We start from the raw sequence: 21,515 nt of genomic DNA, 5'->3' as shown, positions 1-21,515 counted from the left end.
GGCACGGTCGTCAGGATTCGACCCGCACCTGATCCTTGACCGACAACACGATTGGGGGAGCGGTCCGCCAGTTCGGCACGCCCTGCTCCTCACCGGCGGTCGCCCGTTTGTCCTCGCGCACGCCCACCCAGTGCGAGTGGTTGAGCTGATGCAACGTGAAACACGACTGCAGCGCGTTGTAGAAGCCCATGTTGTCGACCGACTGATTGACCGACTCCTTGATGAGCAGCGCCGCCATCGTCGGTACCGTGGCGATCCGCCGTGCCATTTCCAGTGTGCGATCGGCCAATTCGTCACGCTTGAAGATCTTGCTCACCATCCCGAGTCGATACGCCTCCTCGATGTCGATGGCGTCGCCGGTCAACATCAGCTCCTTGGTGCGCCGCGGGCCGAACTCCCACGGATGGCCGAAGTACTCCATGCCGCACATCCCCAGCCGGGTGCCCACGACGTCGGCGAAGCGCACCTCTTCACTGCCCACGATCAGGTCGCATGCCCAGATCAGCATCAGACCCGCCGAGAACACGTCACCGTGCACCTGCGCGATCGTGATCTTGCGCAGGTTGCGCCAGCGCAGGTTGTTCTGGAAGAAGTAGTGCCATTCCTGCAGCATGATCTTTTCCGCGCCCTCGCGCGTCCCGCCGTTGATGGCCGCCGTGGGATGCTGCTCCGGCCCCGGCATGAACTCGGCCCGCGCCTGCTTGGAGCCGATGTCGTGGCCGGAGGAGAACATCGGTCCCTCGCCGGCGAGGATGACCACGCGAACGGTGTCGTCGGCCTCGGCGCGGGCGAACGCCTCATCGAGTTCGACCAGCATCCCGCGATTCTGCGCATTGCGCTGCTCCGGACGATTCAGCGAGATCCGAACGATCTGGCCATCGTCGAACGTCTCCCACTTCAGAAACTGATACTCGCTCATTGTGTCCTCCGGATCGGGCCAATCTGGCAATGGTGTTGTCGTTTATTGAGAAGGTATGTTCTCACGGGTTGGATGGATCGACTGAAAGGGTGCACATGTCGGACTGCCAACGTAACCCGCGGGTGGTTCTGTGGGGGCCAGGCCAGGTCGGTGTCGGCGCGCTGCGCGCGCTGATCGCCCACCCCGGCCTGGACCTCGCGGGCGTGGTCGTACACGCCGAGGCCAAAGACGGCATGGACGCCGGTGCGCTGTGCGGCATGCCCGCGACCGGAGTGATCGCGACCCGCGACATCGACTCGGCGCTGTCGCTGGATGCCGACGTGGTCGCGTATTTCGCCTCGGGCGACTACCGCTACCGGGAGGCCGCCGAGGACATCGCCCGCTGTCTGCGCGCGGGCAAGAACGTGGTGTGCACCTCCCTGGTTCCGATGTGTTACCCGCCTGCCGCCGACAAGGACACCGCCGAGCTCATCGCGTCGGCGTGCGAGGAAGGGGGCACGAGCTTCTTCAACAGTGGTGTGGATCCGGGGTGGGCCAACGACGTCATCGCATTGACGATGACTGGATTCAGCAGTCGCGTCGACACCATCACCATGCTCGAAATACTCGACTACGGCCCGATCAGCCAGCCCGACATCATGTTTGACTTCATGGGTTTCGGCCACCCGCCCGACCATTCGGCGCCGCTGTTCGACACCGAGCGCCTCGCGGCGCTGTGGGCACCGACAGTCCATCTCGTCGCCGACGGCGTGGGCCTTCCTCTCGACCGCGTCGTCACCACGATCGACAAGTGGTTGGCCACCGAACGCTACGAGGTCGCATCGGGCTGGATCGACCCGGGCACCATGGGCGGCATGCGGTTCAAGTTGGCGGGCATGGTGGACGACGAGGAACGCGTCGTGCTCGAGCACATCACACGCATGGGTGAGCAGTCGGCTCCGGACTGGCCGCGCCACCCCTCCCCGCACGGCGGTTACCGCGTCATCGTCGACGGGCTGCCCACCTACACCGTCGACATCGAGATGCACGGGCGTGGAAACAATATGCGTGGCTTGACATATGCGACCGTGATGCGTGAGTTGAACGCCATTCCGGCCGTGATGGCCGCACCACCCGGAGTGCTGTCGACGCTGGACCTGCCGTTGATCACCGGACCCGTGCGCGGTGGCACATGGCGGGGCGTCCTACCCGGCACGACAACGTCGTGAACCCCACCCCGGCCGTGTCGACGGACATCTGGACGGTGATGGAGACCGCGTCGGCGGTGCGACGGTATCGCGACGAACCGGTCGACGATGCCACGCTGCAGAGGTGTCTGAGAGCGGCCAGCTGGGCGCCGTCGGGTGCCAACCAACAGCCGTGGCGGTTCGTGGTGCTGCGCTCCGAGCAATCCCGTGCGCTTGTCACCGCGGCCGCACACCGAACGTGGGACGAGCTGCAGCGGTTCTACGGAATCACGTCTCCCGATGACGGCGCGGACGATCCGCGGTCTCGGGTGCTGAGATCGATGGCCGACCACATGCGGAACGGCGGCGCCGCACCCGGTCTCGTCCTCTTCTGCGTCCGGCCGCAAGCTGGGGCATCCGAGCTACAGCAAGGCGGTTCGATCTTCCCGGCGGTGCAGAATTTCCTGTTGGCCGCCCGCGCCCAGGGGCTCGGGGCGGCGATCACGTTGTGGCACATGGGCTGTGAAGAGCGGTTGCGCTCATTGATCGGGATCCCGGACGACTGGATGCCGGCGGCGTTGGTGACGCTGGGATGGCCGGCGGGCCACCATCACACAGTCCGTCGTAAGCCGTTGTCGGAAGTGGCGGCGGTGGACAGGTGGGATCAACCCTGGCTGTCCGGCACCTCGCCGGATTGATCAGGAGAAGTTTCACGGGTCGGATCGAACCGCACACTGACCTTCTGAAAGCCTTTCGCCCGTTCGGCTTTCGCCCGTCGGGTGTAGGTGCGCCGGTCGGCCGAAGTGAGGTCGACGTCGTCGGTGAATGGCGTCATCAGTGAACGGGGATACAGCTGGTCGACGCGCACAACGTTGACTTCGGCGCACATCACCAACGTCACCGAAACCAGATACAGGAACGCAAGCAGGCCCAGAACCAACGCGAACACGCTGTTGGTCGCGCTGGTCGATTTGACGACGTGGGAGACGTAGTTCGCGCCGAACCACTGCAGCAGCTGCCATATCACCGCTGCCGCGAGGGCGCCTGGGAGCACGTCGCGGTACGACACGGAACGGGCGGTGGTGACGCGGAACGCGACCAGGCAGATGAGTGCGTTGATCGCGACGGTGGCGACGGTGACGCCCACTTTCCCGAACCACCCCAAACTGGCCGTCGCGTGGCCGACCGCCGACAACACGGTCGCGGTGACCGCGGCCGAACCGAGCACGAACAACAACAGCAGGCTGCGCAGCCTCGACCGCATCGGGTCCGGGCGGTTGTTGCGGGGCACCGCCCATACCGAGTCCATCGCGTTCTGCAGCGCCTGCCCGACACCGAGACCGCCGTACAGCGCACCGGCGATCCCGACCACGACGGCCGTGACGCCACCGCTGAGTTGCTCCGGCCGTTCGAGCTGGCTACCGATGACGGGGAACTGGCCGAGCGTGGACTGCAGGATCTGTTGCTGAATCTCCGGGCGGCCGACGAGTATGACCCCAAGCGCGGTGGTCAGCAGCAACAGCAACGGGAACAGGGAGACGAACGCGTAATAGGTGATCAGCGCGGCTAGATAGCCGCCTTGATCATCGACGTACTTGTAGATCACCGCGATGAGGAAACCCACGCGGCGGTTGCGTCGCTGCAGCCGGTCCAGCCAGCCCACCATCCCGGAATCCCTCCGCCGATGCGCTGTCGATACCCGCTAACCGGCCGGGTGAATCCGACGTCAGCCGCCCTTGTTGCGGCGCGCACGCGCCCGCCGCTTGCCCTCGTGCATCGCGGCCACCCGCGCGACGGGGATGGTCCTTCCGTGCTCGATCAGGTCGGGGGGCAGCGTCTGCGGTGCCGGCATCGCCTGCGCCCATGGGTCGCTGCCGCCCAGGACGTCGATCGCGGTGTGCACGGTGAAGTCCGCCGGTGTGATGCGGTCCAGGTCCGACCAGGCGACCGGGAACGACACAGGGGTGCCGGGGCGCAACCGGGGACTGTATGCGGCGACGACCGTCGCGCCCCCGGCGCGGGTGGAGTCGATGAAAACCTTGCCCTGGCGGTCGTCGACGATGAAAGCCGTAGTAGCACGGGAAGGGTCGAGTGATTCTGCGCGAGCGGCCAGCGCACGGGTGGCCGCCGCGACGTCGTCGACCGGTGCGCTGTCGTCGACCGGGACGAACACGTGCACTCCCTTGGCGCCGCTCGTCTTCACCGCTCCGGCCAGGCCGCAGTCCGAAAGCGCCTGCCGCACAAGGTGAGCCGTGGCGACGACGGCCGCGAAGTCGCTTCCCTCCGGCGGGTCGAGGTCGAGCACCAGATGCGTTGGGCGGTAGATGTTCTCGGCCAGCCCGAGCGTGGGGTGGTACTCGACGGCGCGCTGGTTGGCCAGCCACAGCAACGTGCGCCGATCGTCGCACAGGGCATAGCGGACCTCTCGGTGGGAGGACTCGGCCCACATCGAGACGGTTTTCACCCACTCGGGGGTGTACTTCGGCACGTTCTTCTGCATGAACGGTGCCCGCCCGCGCAGCACCCGCAACACCGTCAGGGGACGTCCCGCGAGGCCGGGAAGAATCCGATCGGACACCGCGTCGAGGTAGTCGATCAGATCGCGCTTGGTGGCATTGGCGTCCGGGGTCAACGGTTGGTCGAGGTTGGTCAGGTCGACCCCGGCGCGCTGCTCCTCGGCGCTCATCACCTCACCATAAGCGCGGGGCGGCGATCAGATGCTGAGTCGGCGGTAGCGCTGCAGCCGCCGAACCCCCGCGGCCGAGACCACGCCGTCGTGCGGTAACAGCGCCGCGGTCATGCGCGCGCGGACGTCGTCGACGTCGACATGGGTGCCGATCGCGACGAGTCCGTTGGCGACCGCCGTCGACGGCGCGTTCGCGATGTGGACAGACGTGCCGACCACATTGACGACATAGCGGCGCGTGCGCTCTCGGTACCGCACCGCGACCGTGCCCTTGAGTCGGTACACGCCCGGGGGTGGCGTTTCGAGCAGGTCGATCAGCGCCGCGGGATCGACGCAACCATTGCTGGTCACCGTGACCGAATCGGCCTGCACGTGCGGGTGATCATGTGCGTCTCCGGTGTCGACGAGCAGTTCGCGCAGGGAGAGTTGCTCGCCGACGTCGACGGATGCGGACACGTCGTACAGCAGCGCCGGATCGACACGTCCGGCCGTCGCACCCACGACGTGTGCGTCCGGATTCCGTTCGCGCACACGCTTTTCGATCTGCCCGAGCGTCTCTTCGCGGGCGTCCTCGGAGATCTGGTCGAGTTTGTTGACCACCACAAGGGTGGCCGCCCCGTATCGCGCCGGCGGGGTGGCGTGGTCGTCGACGGTGTCGAAATGTGCGGCGGCGTCGATGACGTCGACAATGCCGCCGGGCCGCACCCGCTCCACCCCGCTGAATCGGATGATCCGCGACACCGCTATCGGGTCGGCCAGTCCGCTGGCCTCGATGATGATCGCGTCCAGGCCGAGCTTCGGGTCGGCGAGCTTGGCCAGCGCGTCGTCGAGCCCACCTTCGTCGGGAAGGCAGCAGATGCAGCCCCCGGCGATCGAGGCCGGTTCGTCGACCTGCCCCGTGACCAGCGCGGCGTCGACGTTGAGTTCGCCGAAGTCGTTGATGATGACGCCGACGCGCGCACCCGGCTGGCGCAGCACGTGGTTGAGCAGCGTGGTCTTACCCGCGCCGAGGTAGCCGGTCAGAGCGATGGCCGGAATCGTCGTCGCTGTCACGCGACACATCATCGCAGCGTTTCGATCGGCCCCGAGCGGCTATCCCGCGGTGATGGTTGTTCCAGCAACGCCGCCGAACCGGCTGCACCTGGGGCTCGCTGTAGGCATGCTCGGTCTGGGTCTGCTACCGGGCCGCACCGGTGACGCACCCGATCTCCGACGCGACTAAGCCATTTGCTGTGCATCCGCCCACAGAGGGTTTCGGACCCGCGCGGATGTGGAACCTTGACCCCTGAGAGGAGGCCCGAATGACGGACCACGACAAGGCCGGCCAGGCACGCGAAGGCCTGATCGACTCGGTGAAAGGCAAGGCCAAAGAGATGTTTGGCGCTATCACCGGAAACGACTCGCTGACCGCCGAAGGCCAACTGCAGCAGGCCGAGGCCGAACGCCGTAAAGAAGCCAACACGATCGACGCGGTCGCCGACGCCGAGGCGCGGGAGGCCCGCAACGATGTGGTGGAGGCCAAGCGCGAAGGCGCCAAGGAGCGCACCGCGGCGAACGCCGAAGCGGCCGCCGAAAAGGGCGCGGTGGAGAACCAGAAGGCCGCCCAGAAGCGCGCCGCCGAAGCCGCTGCCCATCAGCAGCTCGAGCGCGAGCGCACCCAGGCCGAAATCGACGCCGAGCGCAAGGCACGCGAAGCCAAGGCCCAGCAGCGGGCGGGCGTGCACGACGCCGACACTCAACTCGCCGGCGCGCTCGAAGAACATCGCGAAGCCGTCGAGGAGTCGGCAAGCGCGAAAGCGGAGGCCGCCCGTATCCGGCGGCAGGCCGAAAACCTCAACGACGACGCCTGAGCAGGGCGTAGAAGGAGCTTGAACCGATGAGTCTCACCGCTATTCCGAAAGCGGTGCTGAAGTTTCAGTACCAGGTGGCCCGCGTGCCGCTGCAATTGATCGACGACCGGTTTGTCGCCCGGATGGACGACGAAGCGCCGGCCCGGCTGTTCTACGAGCGTTCCCTCGGGATGCTCGACACCGCGGTGGGCACGGCGCTCGGTGATCACGAGCTCCAGAAGCGCGGCGCCACCCTCGTCGAGCGCAGCGACGCGCTGCGCCGCGCGGCAGAACTCGACGCGGCCGCCAACGAGAACGTCAAGCAGGCGGGCCGAGAGCTGAAGGTGACCCGCGAGAAGGCGCTGCAGGACAAGCAGAAGACGTTCGAGGAGACCGAGGCCGAAGCCCGCCAGGCGCGTACCGATGCGCAGGAGCGGAAGCGCGCGGCGGTCGAGAACGCCGAGAAGAAGATCGTCGAGGACAAGAAGAAGGCCGACGAGATCGCCGAGCAGCGCAAGAAGAACGTCGAAACGGCCAAGCGCCGCGAAGAAGAGCAGATCGACGCGGCCGAGCGCAGCGCAGCGAAGGTGGCCAGCGTCAAGATGGCCGACGCGCAGGACAAGCGCGTCGATGCCGCCACGACGCGTGCGCAGGCCGACAAGATCGACGACCTTGCCGACGCCGAGAAGGAAAAGCGGCAAGCCGACCGCTGACCGGGTTAAATCCCGAGCAGTGACTCGATCCAGCCTCGCGCGAAGTACAGCAGGAAGCCCGCGGCGACCACCCACAACAGTGGGCTGATCTCGCGGGCTTTTCCTGCTGCCGACCGCAGTACCACCCACGCGATGAAGCCGACGCCGATGCCGTTGGCGATCGAGTACGAGAACGGCATCGTGGCCACCGTCAGCACCACGGGCAGCGCGACCGAGAACTCGGAGATGTCGATGTGTCGCAGATGCGACACCATCATCGCTCCAACGATCACCAGCGCGGCAGCTGCCACTTCCGTCGGCACCACCGACGCCAGCGGTGAGATGAACATCGCGGCGAGGAACAGCACGCCGGTCACGATGTTGGCCAGCCCGGTCCTCGCGCCCTCGCCGATGCCCGCGCCCGATTCGACGAACACCGTGTTCGACGAGGCCGACGATGCGCCGCCGACCACGGCGCCCGCGCCTTCGACCACCAGCGCCGCCCGCAGGCGCGGGAAGGTGCCTTTCTCGTCGGCGAGTCCGGCCTCGCGGGACAGGCCCGTGAAGGTGCCCATAGCGTCGAAGAAGTTCGCGAACACGAGCGTGAACACGAACATGGTCGCGGCGATCACTCCGATGCGGCCGAAGCTGTCCATGCTGAAGGCGCCGACGAGCGACAGGTCGGGAAGCGCGAACGGTGAGCCCGACAGCGTCGGGACCGACAGGCTCCAGCCTCCGGGCTTGTCCGCGGCGGAGCCGAGGTGCCAGATCGACTCGATCACGACCGCGACGACGGTGCCGGCGACGAGCCCGATCAGGATGCCGCCCCGCACCTTTCGAGCCACCAGGATGCCGGTCAGAAGCAGCGTGAAGGCGAAGACGACGGTGGGCACGGTGCTGATGGAGCCGCTGCCGTTACCGCCGAGGCCGACCGGCGGTGACGCGACACCCGTCGAACCGATGAACCCGGCGTCGACGAGGCCGATGAACAAGATGAACAGCCCGATGCCGGCCGTGATGGCCAGCTTCAGCTGCATCGGCACGGCATCGAAGACCAGCCGCCGCAACCCGGTCGCCGCCAGTACAACGATGATGAGCCCGTTGATCACCACCAGTCCCATGGCTTCTGCCCAGGTGAGGGAGCCGACGAGCGTCGTCGCCACGAACGAGTTGATGCCGAGACCGGCGGCGAACGCGAACGGCATCCGCGCGATGAGGCCGAACAGGATCGTCATCACGCCCGCGGCCAGCGCCGTGACCGCTGAAACCTCGGCGAATTGCAGTCGATCGCCGGTGACGTCTTCGGAACCGGACAGGATGATCGGGTTCAGCACGATGATGTAGGCCATCGCGATGAAGGTGACCAGCCCGCCGCGGGCCTCCGCGCCGACCGTCGTGCCGCGCGCCGAGATCTCGAAGAAGCGGTCGAGGCGGTTCATTTCTCAAACCCTATGGGGTGTCCTCGACACGCGTCATCTCGTGCAGGGCCCGTAGGAACGCTCGCCGGTCGGCGGGCGAGAGCACCGAAAGCCACCGCTCCTCCCCGCGCTGGATCTCCGCCTGCACCGAATCTTTAAGAGCGCGACCGGATTCGGTGATCTCCAGCAGTCGCACGCGCCGGTCCGCCGGGTCGGGTATGCGCTCGATGTAGCCGCGTTCCTGAAGCTCGTCGAGCGTGGGGATGATCCGGGTCTTGTCGGCGCCGATGGCTTCGGCGAGGGCAGCCTGGCTGCGTACCGGGGACTCGTCGAGCGCTGACAGCACGGCGTAACCCCACATCGAGACGCCGTGGTCGGCGAGCACGGGGGTCTCCAGGGCGATCAGCCGGCGCATCAGCGGGGCGAGCATGGCCGCGAGGTCTCGTCGTCGCGGCTTGGGCGGCATGCAGGGATATTAAGCGTTGACCAATGATAAGCGAGTATATATCGTAAGTGTATGCATACGATTAGTGATCCGCGACCGCTCCATCGAACAGCGATCAACGCCTCCGTCGATATCGTCTCGCGAGTGACGGTTGACGACCTCGATCGTCCGACGCCGTGTGGCGGGTGGGACCTCGGCGACCTGCTGACTCATATGACCGTGCAGCACAAGGGGTTTGCCGCCTCCGCTCGCGGAGCCGGCGGCGATCTCGGGGTGTGGGAGCCCCTGACCGTCGCGGATGCGGTCCGCGCCGACCCCGGCGGCGCCTATGCCGCCGCGGCCGCGGAGGTGGTGGCCGCGTTCGCTGCCGAGGGGGTGCTGGAGGCGACGTTCGCGCTACCGGAGTTCGGCGAGGACGTCACGGTTCCGGGTGCGATGGCGATCGGTTTTCACTTCGTCGACTACGTCGTGCACGGGTGGGACGTCGCCCGCAGCATCGGTGTGCCGTTCGGGTTGCCCGACGACGTTGTTGCGGCCGTCGTGCCCCTGGCGATGGGGGTCCCTGACGGTGAAATCCGAGAGGCCGACAACTCACCGTTCGCGCGTGCCGTGGAACCTCAGGCCGACGCGAGCGACCTGGATAGGGTGCTGCGCCACTTGGGCCGATCGCCCGATTGGCGGCCCGCAGGCGTCACCGCGGATCGATGAGATCGCGCAACCTCTCCGCCGGTACGACGGACGCGCCGGCCTCGCGTACCCGCTCGGCAAGCGTGCGGTCGGACGTGGCCACGCTGATGTCGGCGGGCCGGTCATCGGCGAGGACAAGGCGGACGATCTCGTCGTCGGCCGAGTTGGGCGCCGGGCGCGGGGCATAAGCGACGGTGACGGCCGACGAGTCGATCGGAGGCTTGGGTGGGCGTTCGAACACCACGGTGACATCGTCACGGGGAGACCGCCAGGATTCCAACCGCTCGACGAGGGTCACCATGGCGCGATGACGATCACGCCACCAGCCGTCGGGGCGCGATCCGATCACATTCATACCGTCGACGATCCACCGCATCGCGTGTCGAGGACCGGCGTCGGTCGACGGTGGGGCGGGTTCAGAACGCGTGGCCGGTCTGCTTGGCCGTCGGATGCCGACGGCCAAGCAGGTAACCGAGCCAACGAATATCGAGTAGCACCTGGTCGCCTTCCGCTATGCGGTCTTCTGGGTCAACAGCGGCAGCAGTCGACGCCGTTTCTCGATGTTCTCCGCGAAGTGATGAAGCGCATCGGGCACCGATGCTGCGACCGGGACGCTCACACCGGACGCATGCAACACTCGTTGCACTTCATCACTGGCGACGACGGCCCAATCCACCTCAGCGTGGAAGCAGCACTCATCGATGTCGTACATCAACGAAATGAGTTGCTCTGCACACGAACTCACTTCGCTCAGATCGAGGATGAACGGCTTCTCAGCCAGAACGAACCGGCGAGCGAACGCGGTGATCCGTTCAATGTTCCGGTCGTCGATGATGCCGTCGACCGTCACAACCGTTGCCAGCTGGCGGCACACGGCATGAAGCTGGGCCCCGGCGCAGTCGAATGTCGGATTCCCGTACATCACCGCCTCCTCGATTAGTCAGCTTCGTCGATGAAGCCCAACTTATGCCGCGAGATTAAGGCAAGCGCCAACGGCGACTAATACTTTGGTAAGAAGCAGTTTTTGCGTTAGCCAGCAAATCAGTCGCGCTGCATCCACTGGGGTCCGGAGTAGTTCTCCCACGGGCTGTAGTCGGCGAGCAACTCCTCCTGGGCGGGTCGTTCGTGTTCAGGCACGTGCTGAAGGTTGATCCTGATGCGGTACCAGATCGAACTGGGACCCCGCATACCGTCGACCAGAATGTCTGCAGGCTCCAACTTTTCGGCTGCGGCCGAGTGCCGTCGTCGCCATTCGTCCAACGCCGCCATCGCCTCGTCCTTGGTCTTCGTTCGGGCGATCTCGATGAGCGGCTTAGAGGAGACCCGCCGACCGGTTCCTCCGCTCGAACGTTTGGCCCCGCGCGGTGCCCTCTCCGCCGGGCCGAGCCGGTCGGCGAGGTCCAGCAGCGCGTCAAGCGATCCCGCTGAATCGTCGATGCCCTCCCAGGGGTCACCGTGTTCGGCGAAACGTTGTGGCACCGTCGCGATCGTGAACGCGTCCGGCCGGCATCCGGGCACCTCTCTCCAGAGCAGCGGCGTCGACACCCTGGCGTCAGGGGTCGCGCGCACCGAATAGGCCGACGCGACGGTTCGATCGAACGCGTTCTGGTTGAAATCGACGAAGACGCCCTCGCGTTCTTCCTTCCACCAGCGTGCGGTGGCGATCTCGGGCGCTCGGCGCTCGACCTCGCGGGCCACCGCCTGTGCGGCGAGCCGGACGAACTTGAACGGCCACCGCCGCTGGATGCGGGCGTAGATGTGGAAGCCCCGCGATCCCGATGTCTTGGGCCACGCCGTCAGCCCATGGTCCTCGAGCACGTCGCGGGCGACCATCGCGACGTCGATGATCTGAGGCCACTCGACACCCGGCATCGGGTCGAGGTCGACGCGCAGCTCGTCGGGATGCGCGAGATCGTCTGACCGAACCGGATGGGGGTTGAGGTCGACACATCCGAGATTGACCGCCCACACCAGGCCGGCCGCATCGCGCAGCACCGCTTCGGCCGCCGACGTCCCTGACGCGTACTTCAACTCGGCGACGTCGACGAAGTCAGGCCGCTTCTTCGGAGCGCGCTTCTGGAACACGGCCTCCTCGGTGATGCCCTTGACGAAGCGCTTGAGGATCATCGGTCGGTCACGGACACCGCGCAGGGCGCCGTCGGCGACGCTGAGGTAGTAGTGCATCAGGTCCGACTTGGTGACGCCGATATCGGGGAAGACGACCTTGTCGGGGTGGCTGATGGGCACCCGGTGACCCTCGACCTCCAGGTACCGGGGTGCGGCCATAACGTCATGCTAGTTTCCCGGCCGCATTGCGACGCGGGTCACATATGGTGGGGACATGGCAAGACTCTCCGAGCTCCCGTCGCAAGCGCTCGCCAAGGCTCAACAACTCGTCGAACGCGGGTCGGCCGAGCTGCACTACGCCACCAAGATGTTCGGAGCGGGAGCGTTCAAGATCGAACCACCGCAGAACGTCGCCGGAATGCTCGCCGACATCCGGCGTTGGGGCGAGTTCGGGATGATCCCGGCCCTGAACGCCCGCCGCACCCCTAATCGCACCGCGATCATCGACGACTTCGGCGAGATGACGTTCAAGGAACTCGACGACGCAGCACATTCAGTGGCCAACGGCCTGCTGGAGAAGGGTGTCAAGGGCGGTGACGGGGTCGCGATCCTGGCTCGCAACCACCGGTGGTTCCTCGTCGCGCTGTACGGCGCGGCCCGCACCGGTGCGCGGATCATCCTGCTCAACAGCGAGTTCTCCGGGCCCCAGGTCAAGGAGGTGTCCGAACGTGAGGGCGCCAAGCTGATCATCTACGACGACGAGTACTGCCAGGCCGTGTCCAAAGCGGATCCGCCGCTGGGCAAGCTGCGCGCGCTCGGCGTGAACCCCGATAAGGACGAACCGTCGAACAGCACCGACGAGACGCTCGAGGACTTCGTCTCCCGACACTCCGGTAAGGCGGCGCCCAAGGCGACCAAGCATTCGTCGGTGATCATCCTGACCAGTGGGACGACGGGAACACCCAAGGGCGCCAACAGAAGTACACCGCCCACCCTCGCTCCCATCGGCGGTGTGCTCTCGCATGTTCCGTTCAAGGGTGGTGAGATCACCGCGCTTCCGGCGCCGATGTTCCACGCGTTGGGTTTTCTGCACGCGACGATCTCGATGATGTTGGGCACGACGCTGTTGCTGCGCAGGCGGTTCAAGGCTCAGAAGGTCCTCGAGGACATCGAGGAGCACAAGGTGACCGCGGTGGTGGTCGTGCCAGTGATGTTGTCGCGCATGCTCGATGCGCTTGACGACATGGATCGCAAGCCCGACTTGTCGTCGCTGCGGATCGTGTTCGTATCGGGGTCGCAGCTGGGCGCGGAGATGGCTCAGCGCGGGCTCAAGATGCTCGGACCCGTGATCTACAACCTGTACGGGTCGACCGAGATCGCGTTCGCCACGATCGCGCGACCGCAGGATCTTGAGAAGAACCCGGCCACCGTCGGACCGGTGGTGAAGGGCGTGAAGGTCAAGATCCTCGACGACGACGGCAATGAACTGCCCCAGGGCGAGGTCGGGCGGATCTTCGTCGGCAACTTCTTCCCGTTCGAGGGCTACACCGGCGGCGGCCACAAGCAGATCATCGACGGTCTGATGTCGTCGGGTGACGTCGGCTATTTCGACGAGAACGGTCTGCTCTACGTCAGTGGCCGCGACGACGAGATGATCGTGTCCGGCGGCGAGAACGTGTTCCCCGCCGAGGTGGAGGACCTGATCAGCGGACACCCGGAGGTTGTCGAGGCCACCGCGGTGGGTGTCGAGGACAAGGAATGGGGTCACCGGCTGCGGGCGTTCGTCGTCAAGTCCGACGGCGCCTCGATCGGTGAGGACGACATCAAGGGTTATGTCCGCGAGCACCTGGCGCGCTACAAGGTGCCGCGCGAGGTCGTCTTCCTCGACGAGTTGCCGCGCAATCCAACGGGCAAGATCCTGAAACGTGAGCTCCGGGAGATGGACGTCGACGGAGGCGGCGAGAAAGCCAAGGCCGACGGAGGCGGCGAGAAAGCCAAGGCCGACGGAGGCGGCGAGAAAGCCAAGGCCGACGGCGGCGGCGAGAAGAAGGCCGACGAGCAGTCGGACGAGAAGGCCGACGAAAACGCCGACGAGAAGGCAGAAGCCAACCAGCCGGAATAGTCAGGTCGTGCCTTAATCGGCCATCGCGGCCGCGCCCGGAATCGACAGGCACACCAGCATCAGCAGGAGCAGGAACCATCCGGCACCCTGCCACTGGACCCAGGTGCCCTTCGCCTTCCACTCGCGGTAGGTCTTGATGAACGCGCCGATACCGCCGAGCAACAGGATTGTGGGCACGGTGGAGGCGGCCACGACCGAGGTCTTCGACACAAGGGCGTAGATGACGAAGGCGACGGCGGCCACCGCGACCACCACCGCGGTGTAGGTGGCAGCGGCCCGGAACGCTTTCGGCCGGTCCCAGCGTTTCTCGACGTCGTCGGTCATAACAGAAATGTTGCCGTCGGTACGTTCATTGAAACGCTCATCAGGGATTGTTGACGAACGCGGACAGGCATCCGGGGATGTCGCGGCAGGCGATCACCGCCGTCTGGTCGGGCGGGCCACCACGTACTCGCGGCGGTCGGGACCCGAAGTTGCACGACTTCGCCCAGGGGTTCCCGGGGATGATGCCGGGATAGCACGGCGCGGACTGTTCGCGTGGCGTCGGATCGTCGGCAAGGACCATCGGCGCCAGAAACAGCCCTGTCATCGCCGCCGTGCCGGCGACGACGCGGGCGATACGGACACCGAGACCGCTCATGACTACCGCCAACCCTTGGACGCAACCGCAGATCTCAGGCTACGCCGTTTCAGCAAGCGCTTTTACGGATCGCGCGGCAGTCCCAACAGGCGTTCGGCGATGATGTTGAGCTGCACTTCGGTCGTGCCGCCGTAGATGGTGGTTGCCCTGCTGCCGAGCAGGTACTCCGCCCACCGGCCGGGCTCTTGCTCTGGGTCGCCGATCGCGCCGTCGGTGCCGAACGAGGACACCGCGAACTCCGCATAGCCCTGGCCGGTTTTCATCGACAGCAGTTTGGAGATCGCCGCGGACGGCATCGGATCGGCACCGGCGAGTGTGAGCAGCGTCGAGCGCATGTTGAGCACCTTGGCGGCATGCCCTTCGGCGATGAGCCTGCCCGCGTGGTTCTGCTCGATCTGGTCGAACTGCCCGTCCTGAAGGAACGTGATGAAGTCGGCCAGGCTGGCCAGGAACGGCGGCTCACTGCTGCCGATCGAAACCCGTTCGTTGGTCAGCGTGTTCCTGCTGACCTCCCAGCCGCGGTTCACCTCACCGAGCACCATCTCGTCGGGGACGAACACGTCGTCGATGAAGACCGTGTTGAACATCGCGTTGCCGGTCAGCTCGCGAAGCGGTTTGACCTCGACGCCCTCGCTGGCCATGTCGAGCAGGAAGTAGGTGATCCCGTTGTGCTTGGGCGCCGACGGGTCGGTGCGCGCCAACAGCGCGCCCCACTGCGAGTACTGCGCACCGGTGGTCCAGATCTTCTGCCCGGTGATCCGCCAGCCGCCGTCGACCTTCGTGGCCTTGGTCGTCAGGCTGGCCAGGTCCGAACCCGCACCGGGTTCGGAAAACAGCTGACACCAGATCATTTCGCCGCGGAAGGTGGGCGGCAGGAAACGCTGTTGCTGTTCGTCCGTGCCGAACGCGACGATCGAGGGGATGATCCAGGCCGCGATGCCCATCTGCGGGCGCTTGACCCGGCCGGTGTCGAACTCCTGGGCGATGATGATCTGCTCGACGGGGCCGGCGGCGCGTCCCCACGGCTTGGGCAGATGCGGTTGCACCCAACCACCCTCGGCGATCGCGACGTTGCGCTCTTCGCGTGAAATGGCTTTCAGCGCAGCCACTTCCGCGCGGATCTCGTCACGCAGCTTCTCGGTCTCGGGATCGAGATCGATGTTGAGTTTGCGCATCCCCGTGCTGGTCGCGACGTCGACGACTTGCTGCGGGTAGTCGGCGTGCCTGCCGAAACCGGCCGCAAGCACCAGCGCGCGCCGGTAGTACACGTTGGTGTCGTGCTCCCAGGTGAACCCGATGCCGCCGTGCACCTGGATGCAGTCCTGAGCGCAGTGCTGGGCGGCCTCGGGCGCCAGGGTGGCCGCCACGGCAGCGGCGAACTCGAATGCGATTTCCGCAGAACCGGTTTCGGGGTCTTCTCCGCTGCGCACGTGCGCGGTGAACTCGTCGATGGCGCGGGCCGCATCCCAGACGGCGGCGGTGGCCCGCTCGGTGTCGGCGATCATCGAAGCGCACTTGTGCTTGATGGCCTGAAACTGTCCGATGGGCCTGCCGAACTGTTCGCGAATCTTGGCGTACGCCGCGGCGGTGTCGGTGGCCCACCGCGCCACGCCGATGCACTCCGCCGACAGCAGCGTCGAGATCAGCGCGCGAGCCAGCGGCCGGCTCAGGTTGCTCAGCACCCGGTCGTCGCTGACTTCGATGGCGTTCGCCCGCACGTGTGCCAACGGGCGCAGCGGGTCGAGGCTCTTGACGGTTTCGATCTCCAGTTGGTCGGCGTCGAGGATCACCCACTCCTCGCCGCTCTCGATGGCGACCGGGAGCACCAGCAGCGACGCCTCTGCGGCGCTGGGCACGGCACGGACCTCGCCGCGGATGACCAGACCGGCGGCATCACCTTCGCCGTGGCGGGTGGCGGTCAGGCTCGAGTCGATGGCGTAGGTCGCGATCGTCGTGCCGGAGGCCAGGTCGCCTAGTTGTGGGGCGTTGGGGTCGTGTGCGGCGATCAGTGCGCTGGCGATGGCCGACGGAACGAACGGCCCCGGCACCGCGCCGTAGCCGAACTCGGCGGCGACGATGGCCAACTCGAGTATCCCGAAGCCTTGCCCGCCAACGTCTTCGGACAGGTGCACACCTTGCAGACCTTGATCGGCCGCGCCCTTCCAGTAGGGCGGCGGATTGGGAATCGGCGTCTCCAGCGCTTCGTGGAGCACCTCGGAGGGCGCCACCCGAGCGACGAAGGACCGCACCGAGTCGGCCAGGTCGCTGTGCTCAGGATTGATGGCGATGGGCATACCTGCACCTCACTGTGACGGACCGTCCCCATTAACCGGTCGGTTGGGAGACACGATACCGTTCACGACGTTGGCCAGTTCACGGCCGTCCCACAGCCGCCGGCAGTTGTCCAGACCATGTTCCAGATACCTGCGCATCGTGTCGGCGGTGTACCAGGTGACGTGCGGGGTGAGCACGACGTTGTCGAGCCCGAGCAGCGGGTTGTCGGCCTCTACGGGCTCGGTGGCGAAGACGTCGAGGCCCGCCCCGGCCAAGTTTCCAGACCGCAGCGCGTCGACGAGGGCGGGTTCGTCGACGATGGGCCCGCGGCTGGTGTTGACCAGGACGGCGCCGGGCTTCATCCGGTCCAGCGCTGCGCGGTCGATCATGCCCGCTGTCGCCTCGGTCAGCGGAAGATGCAGCGAGACGATGTCGCTGGCGGCCAGCAGGTCGGGTAGCGCACGCCAGCCCCGATGGCCGTCGTCGCGCGTGCTGGTGTGCAGAACCTCGGCATCCATCGCCCCAACGATTCTCTCGACCCGGGTGGCGACGTTGCCGTAACCGACCAAACCGACGGTGCAGCCGCCGATGTCGCGCACGGTTTCGCCCAGGCTCGAGTCGGACGGCCAGCCCCGTCCCTCCCGGGTGGCGCGGTCGAGTTCGGTCACCCTGCGCAGGACGGCCAGCATCAGCAACACGGCTCCCTCGGCTACCGACGGTGCGTTGGCCCCCGGCATGTTGGCGACCGCGATGCCTTGGGCGGTCGCGGCGTCCACGTCGATGGTGTTGACTCCGGCGCCCATCTTGTGCACCAACAGGCAGCGTCGCGCTTGGGCGAGATCGTCTCCCGAAATCGGTCGAAGCACATGCCAGATCACCTCGGCCTCGGGAAGCTCCCGGTAGAAGGCGGTGTCGTCGTCCTCGGCGCAGTAGCGGATGTCGAGCCAATCAGATTGCGGTGCCACGAAATCGATGGACTTCGGACCGGGAATGAAGTGAGCGAGGACCCTCAGCGGCGAGCGTTCGCGCGACGGGTCGGCGTCTAACGCCACCGCTTCGCGATCCACTTGGCGATGGTATCGGCTTGTTCACTGCGCGCCCCGGGAGTAGTGAAGTAATGATCGGTGTCGATCGAGAACTGCATCTTGTCCGAGCCGGCAAGCGCGTCGAAGATGTGCTGGGCGTCCGACGGGAACACGCCGGTGTCCTGGTCGGCGTTGATCACCAGAGCCGGGCACGTGATCCGGTTGAGGTGCGGTTCGGCGCGAGTTTGGGCGTGTCGAAGGCTCCACATGCCGATCCAGTTGCGCAATGTGCAGGCCGCAGCGATACCGCGTGCAGATCTGTTGGCCTGCATCGGCACTCCGGCATAACACATGTTCGCGGGTCGCTTCGTCGGCTCCAGGGCGGGATCGACCATGCGCGGGTCCGCCCATGTCCGCAGCACCGTGAACGGGCGGTCGGAGAAACCGGATGCACGCACATGCTCGAGTTCGGCCTCGGCCCAGTCCGTGATTGCGTGGTTTCGTGCGATCTGAGCGGCCCGGTACCGCTCGACGAACTCGGTCGAGAACGGTGGGCCGTTATTCTCCTCAAAGAGATCGAGATCGGGATCGCTTGCGACCGCGTCGGTCTCGTCGACGACCGCCGCGTCCATCCAGGCGGTCAGCACGTCGGGGCGGCCGGGATGCGCCGCGGTCGAGACGTACCCGTCGGCGGCAGGCAGGTCGGTCAGGCCCGTTGCGGGACGCATTCCCGGAAGCGGTGTCACATGTGGGTCGACGGCCTGTGCCTGGTAGGCCGCCATCAACGATCCACCCCCGGAGTTTCCGAGCAGCACAATGGTTTCCACGCCTTGGACCTCGCGCAGCCATCGCACGCCGACACCGATGTCCACTAGCGCATGGTCGAGCAGGAAGCTGCTCTCGAATCCGCGATAACGGGTGTTCCAGCCCAGGAAACCGATGCCGCGGGTGGCCATGTAGTCGGCGAGATAGTGCTCGGAGAAATCGATCTGGTAGTGCGTGGCGATCATCGCGACCTTCGGTTTGCGGCCCACCCCGCGGTGATAGAGGCCCTGGCACGGATGCCCACCCGCACCCGCCCGCCGGGCGGTCGGGGAATCGAGGCCGACGAACTCACGGATGACACCCGGCGTTGCGGTGCTCGATGGCGTTTTGGTCATCCGGGTTGCCTTCTGCCGAGCCAAAAAGCAAGGGCTACAGGCTGTTCAACGATCTTGATGATCGGTCTGACCGGCGGTGGGACGCGCGGGACGATCGTCATAACGGTGCTGGTCCGTTCGTCATTGCTCGTGATTGCCCCTGATGCTAAATTCGATTTGCGTTTCTGGCCAGAGATTCGCGCTAGGAGGCGCCCAGTGATCAGGCCCGACAATCCCAACACCGAGTTCGAACTCGGCGGCATCAACCATGTCGCGCTGGTGTGCTCGGATATGGCGAAAACCGTCGACTTCTACAGCAACGTCCTCGGTATGCCGTTGATAAAGTCGCTCGATCTGCCGGGAGGCATGGGGCAGCACTTCTTCTTCGACGCCGGTAACGGCGACTGTGTCGCATTCTTTTGGTTCGCCGACGCGCCGGACCGGGTTCCCGGCGTCTCCTCGCCCGAGGCCATTCCGGGGATCGGGGACATCGTCAGCGCCGTCAGCACGATGAACCATCTGGCATTTCACGTACCCGCCGAGAAATTCGACGAATATCGGCAGCGGCTCAAGGCCAAGGGCGTGCGGGTCGGTCCTGTGCTCAATCATGACGATAGCGAGGCCCAGGTTTCGCCGACGGTGCATCCCGGCGTTTACGTCAGGTCGTTTTACTTCCTCGACCCGGACGGCATTACGCTCGAATTCGCCTGCTGGACCAAAGAGTTCGGCGAGAGTGACGCGAGAGCTACGCCGAGGACCGCCGCGGAGCGGCGCCCGAGGGTGACCGCCTGAGCTGGTCAGGCGTCGTTCGTCGGCACACCTGAGATCGCGTTGATGTTCGCCGCGAGCCGGTCGATGAGTTGGTCGGCATCCAGATCTAGGCGCCCCGCCAGCCACGTGCTGATCGTCTGGCCCACCCCGCCGACCGCGAAATGCGCCGTCGCTTCGTCGAGTTCGTTCTCGTACGGGCCGACCGCGCCCGCGTGCTGCAGCAGCAACTGTGCGAACAGGGCTGTGGACTCGACGCGTTTGCGCGTGATCACCGTGTTCGACAATTCAACGCTGAACACCAGGCGACCCACGCGCAGGTCTGCGGCGATGGTGTGCACGATGTTCGCCATGGCCGCGCGCGGCTGCTCGCGGGGCGGCGCGGCCGCGACGGCCGCCTGGGTCGTCGCCGCGATATCGGCGATCACCCAGTCGTAGACCTGGGCGGCGAAGTCGTCCTTGTCGTGGAACGTCTCGTAGAAGTAGCGGACACCCAGGCCGGCCTTGGCGCAGATCGCCCGCACTGTCAACTCGGCGAGATCGTCGGCACCCGCGCCGAGCAGCTCGAGTCCGGCGTCGAGCAGGCGCAGCCGGCGCTGCGCGAGGCGCTGGACCGCGGCGACGCCCCGGTAGGGCCGTACCTGTGCCATGACCGCCATCTTGACACCCGGCACCGAGCGGAGGCAATATCAGGAAACACATGTTCTCACATTGCGATAGGGGTTCCCCGATGGTTTCCCAGCCGATCGACCACGTCGGAAGACCGGTCAACGACGCGCCGCTGCCCGGGCGCAAGCTGCGTCGCAACGTCGCGCCAGGGGACGCCATGCTCGGGATCGGCCTGCTGTCGGGTCCGGCCAACGTGATCATGGAACTCTCGCGGCCTGGCGTCGGATACGGCGTCAAAGACAGCCGAGTCGAGAGTGGCCGCGCGGATCGGCACCCGATCAAGCGGGCGCGGACGACGTTCACCTATCTTGCGGTCGCGCTCGCGGGCACCGATGAGCAGAAGGCCACGTACCGGCGTGCGGTCAACCGGTCGCACGCCGAGGTGTACTCGCTGCCGGACAGCCCCGTCGAGTACAACGCGTTCAATAAAGATCTGCAGCTGTGGGTGGCAGCTTGCCTGTACAAGGGCTTCGTCGACGTATACCGGGTCTTCGTCGGCGAGATGGACGACGAATCGGCCGACCGCCACTACCGCGACGGTGCGGCGCTGGGCACCACGCTGCAGGTTCCCGCGGAGATGTGGCCGGCCGATCGCAAGGCCTTCGACGAGTACTGGCAGGAGTCGCTGGACAAGGTCCACATCGACGACGCGGTGCGGGAGTACCTGTGGCCCATCGCCGCGGGCCGGCTCGGCGACCTCAAGGCTCCGGTGTGGCTGCAGAAGCGCACCGATGCGTTCAGCCTCTTCATCACGACCGGCTTCCTGCCTCAGCGGTTCCGCGACGAGATGCGACTGCCGTGGGACGCGAAGAAGCAGCGCCGGTTCAACCGGGTGATGGCCATGCTGGGCCGCATCAACAATGTGATGCCGCGGTTCGTCCGGCAGTTCCCGTTCAACGTGCTGCTCAAAGACCTGGACTGGCGGGTGCGCACGGGCCGGCCGCTGGTGTAGTCAGTTCGGCGCGGCCC

Annotated in this window: 23 protein-coding genes; 8 read left to right on the top strand and 15 right to left on the bottom strand. The window is 66.2% G+C overall.

Going from position 1 to position 21,515, the window contains the following annotated elements; translation table 11 throughout:
• Positions 1-10 precede the first annotated feature (10 nt).
• Positions 11-919, bottom strand: a complete 909-nt coding sequence (locus tag CEX88_RS04880) for an enoyl-CoA hydratase (RefSeq protein WP_064396093.1) — start codon at positions 917-919, stop codon at positions 11-13.
• A 122-nt stretch (positions 920-1,041) separates the two neighbouring features.
• Here CEX88_RS04880 and CEX88_RS04875 point away from each other — a divergent pair, with 122 nt between their 5' ends.
• Positions 1,042-2,127 (top strand): NAD(P)H-dependent amine dehydrogenase family protein, encoded by a 1,086-nt coding sequence (locus CEX88_RS04875; protein ID WP_094292821.1) that lies wholly within the window; start codon positions 1,042-1,044, stop codon positions 2,125-2,127.
• A 38-nt stretch (positions 2,128-2,165) separates the two neighbouring features.
• Positions 2,166-2,783, top strand: a complete 618-nt coding sequence (locus tag CEX88_RS04870; RefSeq protein ID WP_094292820.1) for a nitroreductase family protein — start codon at positions 2,166-2,168, stop codon at positions 2,781-2,783.
• On the opposite strand, the gene CEX88_RS04865 is transcribed toward CEX88_RS04870, so the two are convergent.
• From CEX88_RS04865 to CEX88_RS04855, 3 genes are read right to left on the bottom strand one after another with little or no spacing between them, the layout of a single operon-like run.
• Positions 2,750-3,751: a YihY/virulence factor BrkB family protein gene (locus CEX88_RS04865; protein WP_094292606.1), complete on the bottom strand. Its 1,002-nt coding sequence runs from the start codon at positions 3,749-3,751 to the stop codon at positions 2,750-2,752. The two genes, CEX88_RS04870 and CEX88_RS04865, sit on opposite strands and share 34 nt — an antisense overlap.
• A 60-nt stretch (positions 3,752-3,811) precedes the next feature.
• Positions 3,812-4,771: a non-homologous end-joining DNA ligase gene (gene ligD / locus CEX88_RS04860; protein ID WP_066847791.1), complete on the bottom strand. Its 960-nt coding sequence runs from the start codon at positions 4,769-4,771 to the stop codon at positions 3,812-3,814.
• 27 nt (positions 4,772-4,798) lie between these two features.
• The gene (locus CEX88_RS04855) at positions 4,799-5,833 is read right to left on the bottom strand and encodes a CobW family GTP-binding protein (RefSeq protein ID WP_094292819.1); all 1,035 of its coding nucleotides are present in this window, start codon (positions 5,831-5,833) and stop codon (positions 4,799-4,801) included.
• A gap of 239 nt (positions 5,834-6,072) precedes the next feature.
• On the opposite strand from CEX88_RS04855, the gene CEX88_RS04850 reads away from it, so the two are divergent.
• On the top strand, positions 6,073-6,621 hold the full coding sequence (locus CEX88_RS04850; protein WP_094292605.1) for a CsbD family protein: 549 nt from the start codon (positions 6,073-6,075) through the stop codon (positions 6,619-6,621).
• Positions 6,622-6,647: 26 nt separating this feature from the next.
• Entirely contained in the window at positions 6,648-7,313 is a 666-nt protein-coding gene (locus CEX88_RS04845; RefSeq protein ID WP_094292604.1) for an IF2 family translation initiation factor, read from the top strand.
• Positions 7,314-7,318: 5 nt separating this feature from the next.
• Here the strand turns inward: CEX88_RS04845 and CEX88_RS04840 are convergent, their stop codons facing one another.
• Together CEX88_RS04840 and CEX88_RS04835 are read right to left on the bottom strand one after the other, a co-directional pair.
• The gene (locus CEX88_RS04840; protein ID WP_066847782.1) at positions 7,319-8,731 is read right to left on the bottom strand and encodes an NCS2 family permease; all 1,413 of its coding nucleotides are present in this window, start codon (positions 8,729-8,731) and stop codon (positions 7,319-7,321) included.
• Between the two features lie 10 nt (positions 8,732-8,741).
• Entirely contained in the window at positions 8,742-9,176 is a 435-nt protein-coding gene (locus tag CEX88_RS04835; RefSeq protein WP_066847780.1) for a MarR family winged helix-turn-helix transcriptional regulator, read from the bottom strand.
• 51 nt (positions 9,177-9,227) lie between these two features.
• On the opposite strand from CEX88_RS04835, the gene CEX88_RS04830 reads away from it, so the two are divergent.
• Positions 9,228-9,863, top strand: coding sequence for a TIGR03086 family metal-binding protein (locus tag CEX88_RS04830; protein ID WP_066847777.1), 636 nt, complete (start codon positions 9,228-9,230; stop codon positions 9,861-9,863).
• Here the strand turns inward: CEX88_RS04830 and CEX88_RS04825 are convergent.
• From CEX88_RS04825 to CEX88_RS04815, 3 genes are all read right to left on the bottom strand, one after another.
• A complete protein-coding gene (locus CEX88_RS04825) occupies positions 9,847-10,218 on the bottom strand; it encodes an NYN domain-containing protein (protein WP_066847775.1) in 372 nt (123 codons plus the stop codon). The two genes, CEX88_RS04830 and CEX88_RS04825, sit on opposite strands and share 17 nt — an antisense overlap.
• A gap of 135 nt (positions 10,219-10,353) precedes the next feature.
• A complete protein-coding gene (locus tag CEX88_RS04820; protein ID WP_064417530.1) occupies positions 10,354-10,764 on the bottom strand; it encodes an STAS domain-containing protein in 411 nt (136 codons plus the stop codon).
• 119 nt (positions 10,765-10,883) lie between these two features.
• Positions 10,884-12,128, bottom strand: a complete 1,245-nt coding sequence (locus CEX88_RS04815) for a DNA polymerase domain-containing protein (protein WP_094292603.1) — start codon at positions 12,126-12,128, stop codon at positions 10,884-10,886.
• A 55-nt stretch (positions 12,129-12,183) separates the two neighbouring features.
• Between CEX88_RS04815 and fadD2 the strand changes: the two genes are divergently transcribed.
• Positions 12,184-14,031, top strand: coding sequence for a long-chain-fatty-acid--CoA ligase FadD2 (gene fadD2, locus CEX88_RS04810; protein ID WP_094292602.1), 1,848 nt, complete (start codon positions 12,184-12,186; stop codon positions 14,029-14,031).
• Between the two features lie 12 nt (positions 14,032-14,043).
• On the opposite strand, the gene CEX88_RS04805 is transcribed toward fadD2, so the two are convergent.
• The 5 genes from CEX88_RS04805 to CEX88_RS04785 form a co-directional block, all read right to left on the bottom strand.
• Positions 14,044-14,355, bottom strand: coding sequence for a hypothetical protein (locus tag CEX88_RS04805; protein WP_094292601.1), 312 nt, complete (start codon positions 14,353-14,355; stop codon positions 14,044-14,046).
• Positions 14,356-14,395: 40 nt separating this feature from the next.
• Positions 14,396-14,671, bottom strand: coding sequence for a hypothetical protein (locus CEX88_RS04800; RefSeq protein ID WP_238381948.1), 276 nt, complete (start codon positions 14,669-14,671; stop codon positions 14,396-14,398).
• 62 nt (positions 14,672-14,733) lie between these two features.
• On the bottom strand, positions 14,734-16,965 hold the full coding sequence (locus tag CEX88_RS04795) for an acyl-CoA dehydrogenase family protein (RefSeq protein ID WP_094292600.1): 2,232 nt from the start codon (positions 16,963-16,965) through the stop codon (positions 14,734-14,736).
• A 9-nt stretch (positions 16,966-16,974) separates the two neighbouring features.
• Positions 16,975-18,012: a 2-hydroxyacid dehydrogenase gene (locus tag CEX88_RS04790; RefSeq protein ID WP_238381947.1), complete on the bottom strand. Its 1,038-nt coding sequence runs from the start codon at positions 18,010-18,012 to the stop codon at positions 16,975-16,977.
• Positions 17,988-19,130 carry an alpha/beta hydrolase gene (locus CEX88_RS04785; RefSeq protein ID WP_094292599.1) on the bottom strand — a complete coding sequence of 381 codons (1,143 nt, stop codon included), beginning with the start codon at positions 19,128-19,130 and terminating at the stop codon, positions 17,988-17,990. The genes CEX88_RS04790 and CEX88_RS04785 overlap by 25 nt, the downstream gene beginning before the upstream one ends.
• Positions 19,131-19,325: 195 nt before the next feature.
• Between CEX88_RS04785 and CEX88_RS04780 the strand changes: the two genes are divergently transcribed.
• Positions 19,326-19,901, top strand: coding sequence for a VOC family protein (locus CEX88_RS04780; protein ID WP_066847764.1), 576 nt, complete (start codon positions 19,326-19,328; stop codon positions 19,899-19,901).
• Between the two features lie 5 nt (positions 19,902-19,906).
• Here CEX88_RS04780 and CEX88_RS04775 read toward each other — a convergent pair whose 3' ends face one another.
• Positions 19,907-20,527 carry a TetR/AcrR family transcriptional regulator gene (locus CEX88_RS04775; protein WP_066848323.1) on the bottom strand — a complete coding sequence of 207 codons (621 nt, stop codon included), beginning with the start codon at positions 20,525-20,527 and terminating at the stop codon, positions 19,907-19,909.
• An 80-nt stretch (positions 20,528-20,607) separates the two neighbouring features.
• Between CEX88_RS04775 and CEX88_RS04770 the strand changes: the two genes are divergently transcribed.
• Positions 20,608-21,498: an oxygenase MpaB family protein gene (locus CEX88_RS04770; protein WP_094292598.1), complete on the top strand. Its 891-nt coding sequence runs from the start codon at positions 20,608-20,610 to the stop codon at positions 21,496-21,498.
• Positions 21,499-21,515 lie beyond the last annotated feature (17 nt).

The sequence above is a fragment of the Mycobacterium neumannii genome (assembly GCF_002245615.1).
Classification (GTDB): Bacteria; Actinomycetota; Actinomycetes; order Mycobacteriales; family Mycobacteriaceae; genus Mycobacterium; species Mycobacterium neumannii_A.
Note: the sequence above shows the minus strand (reverse complement) of the source record. Positions and strands in the feature narration are given on the sequence as shown.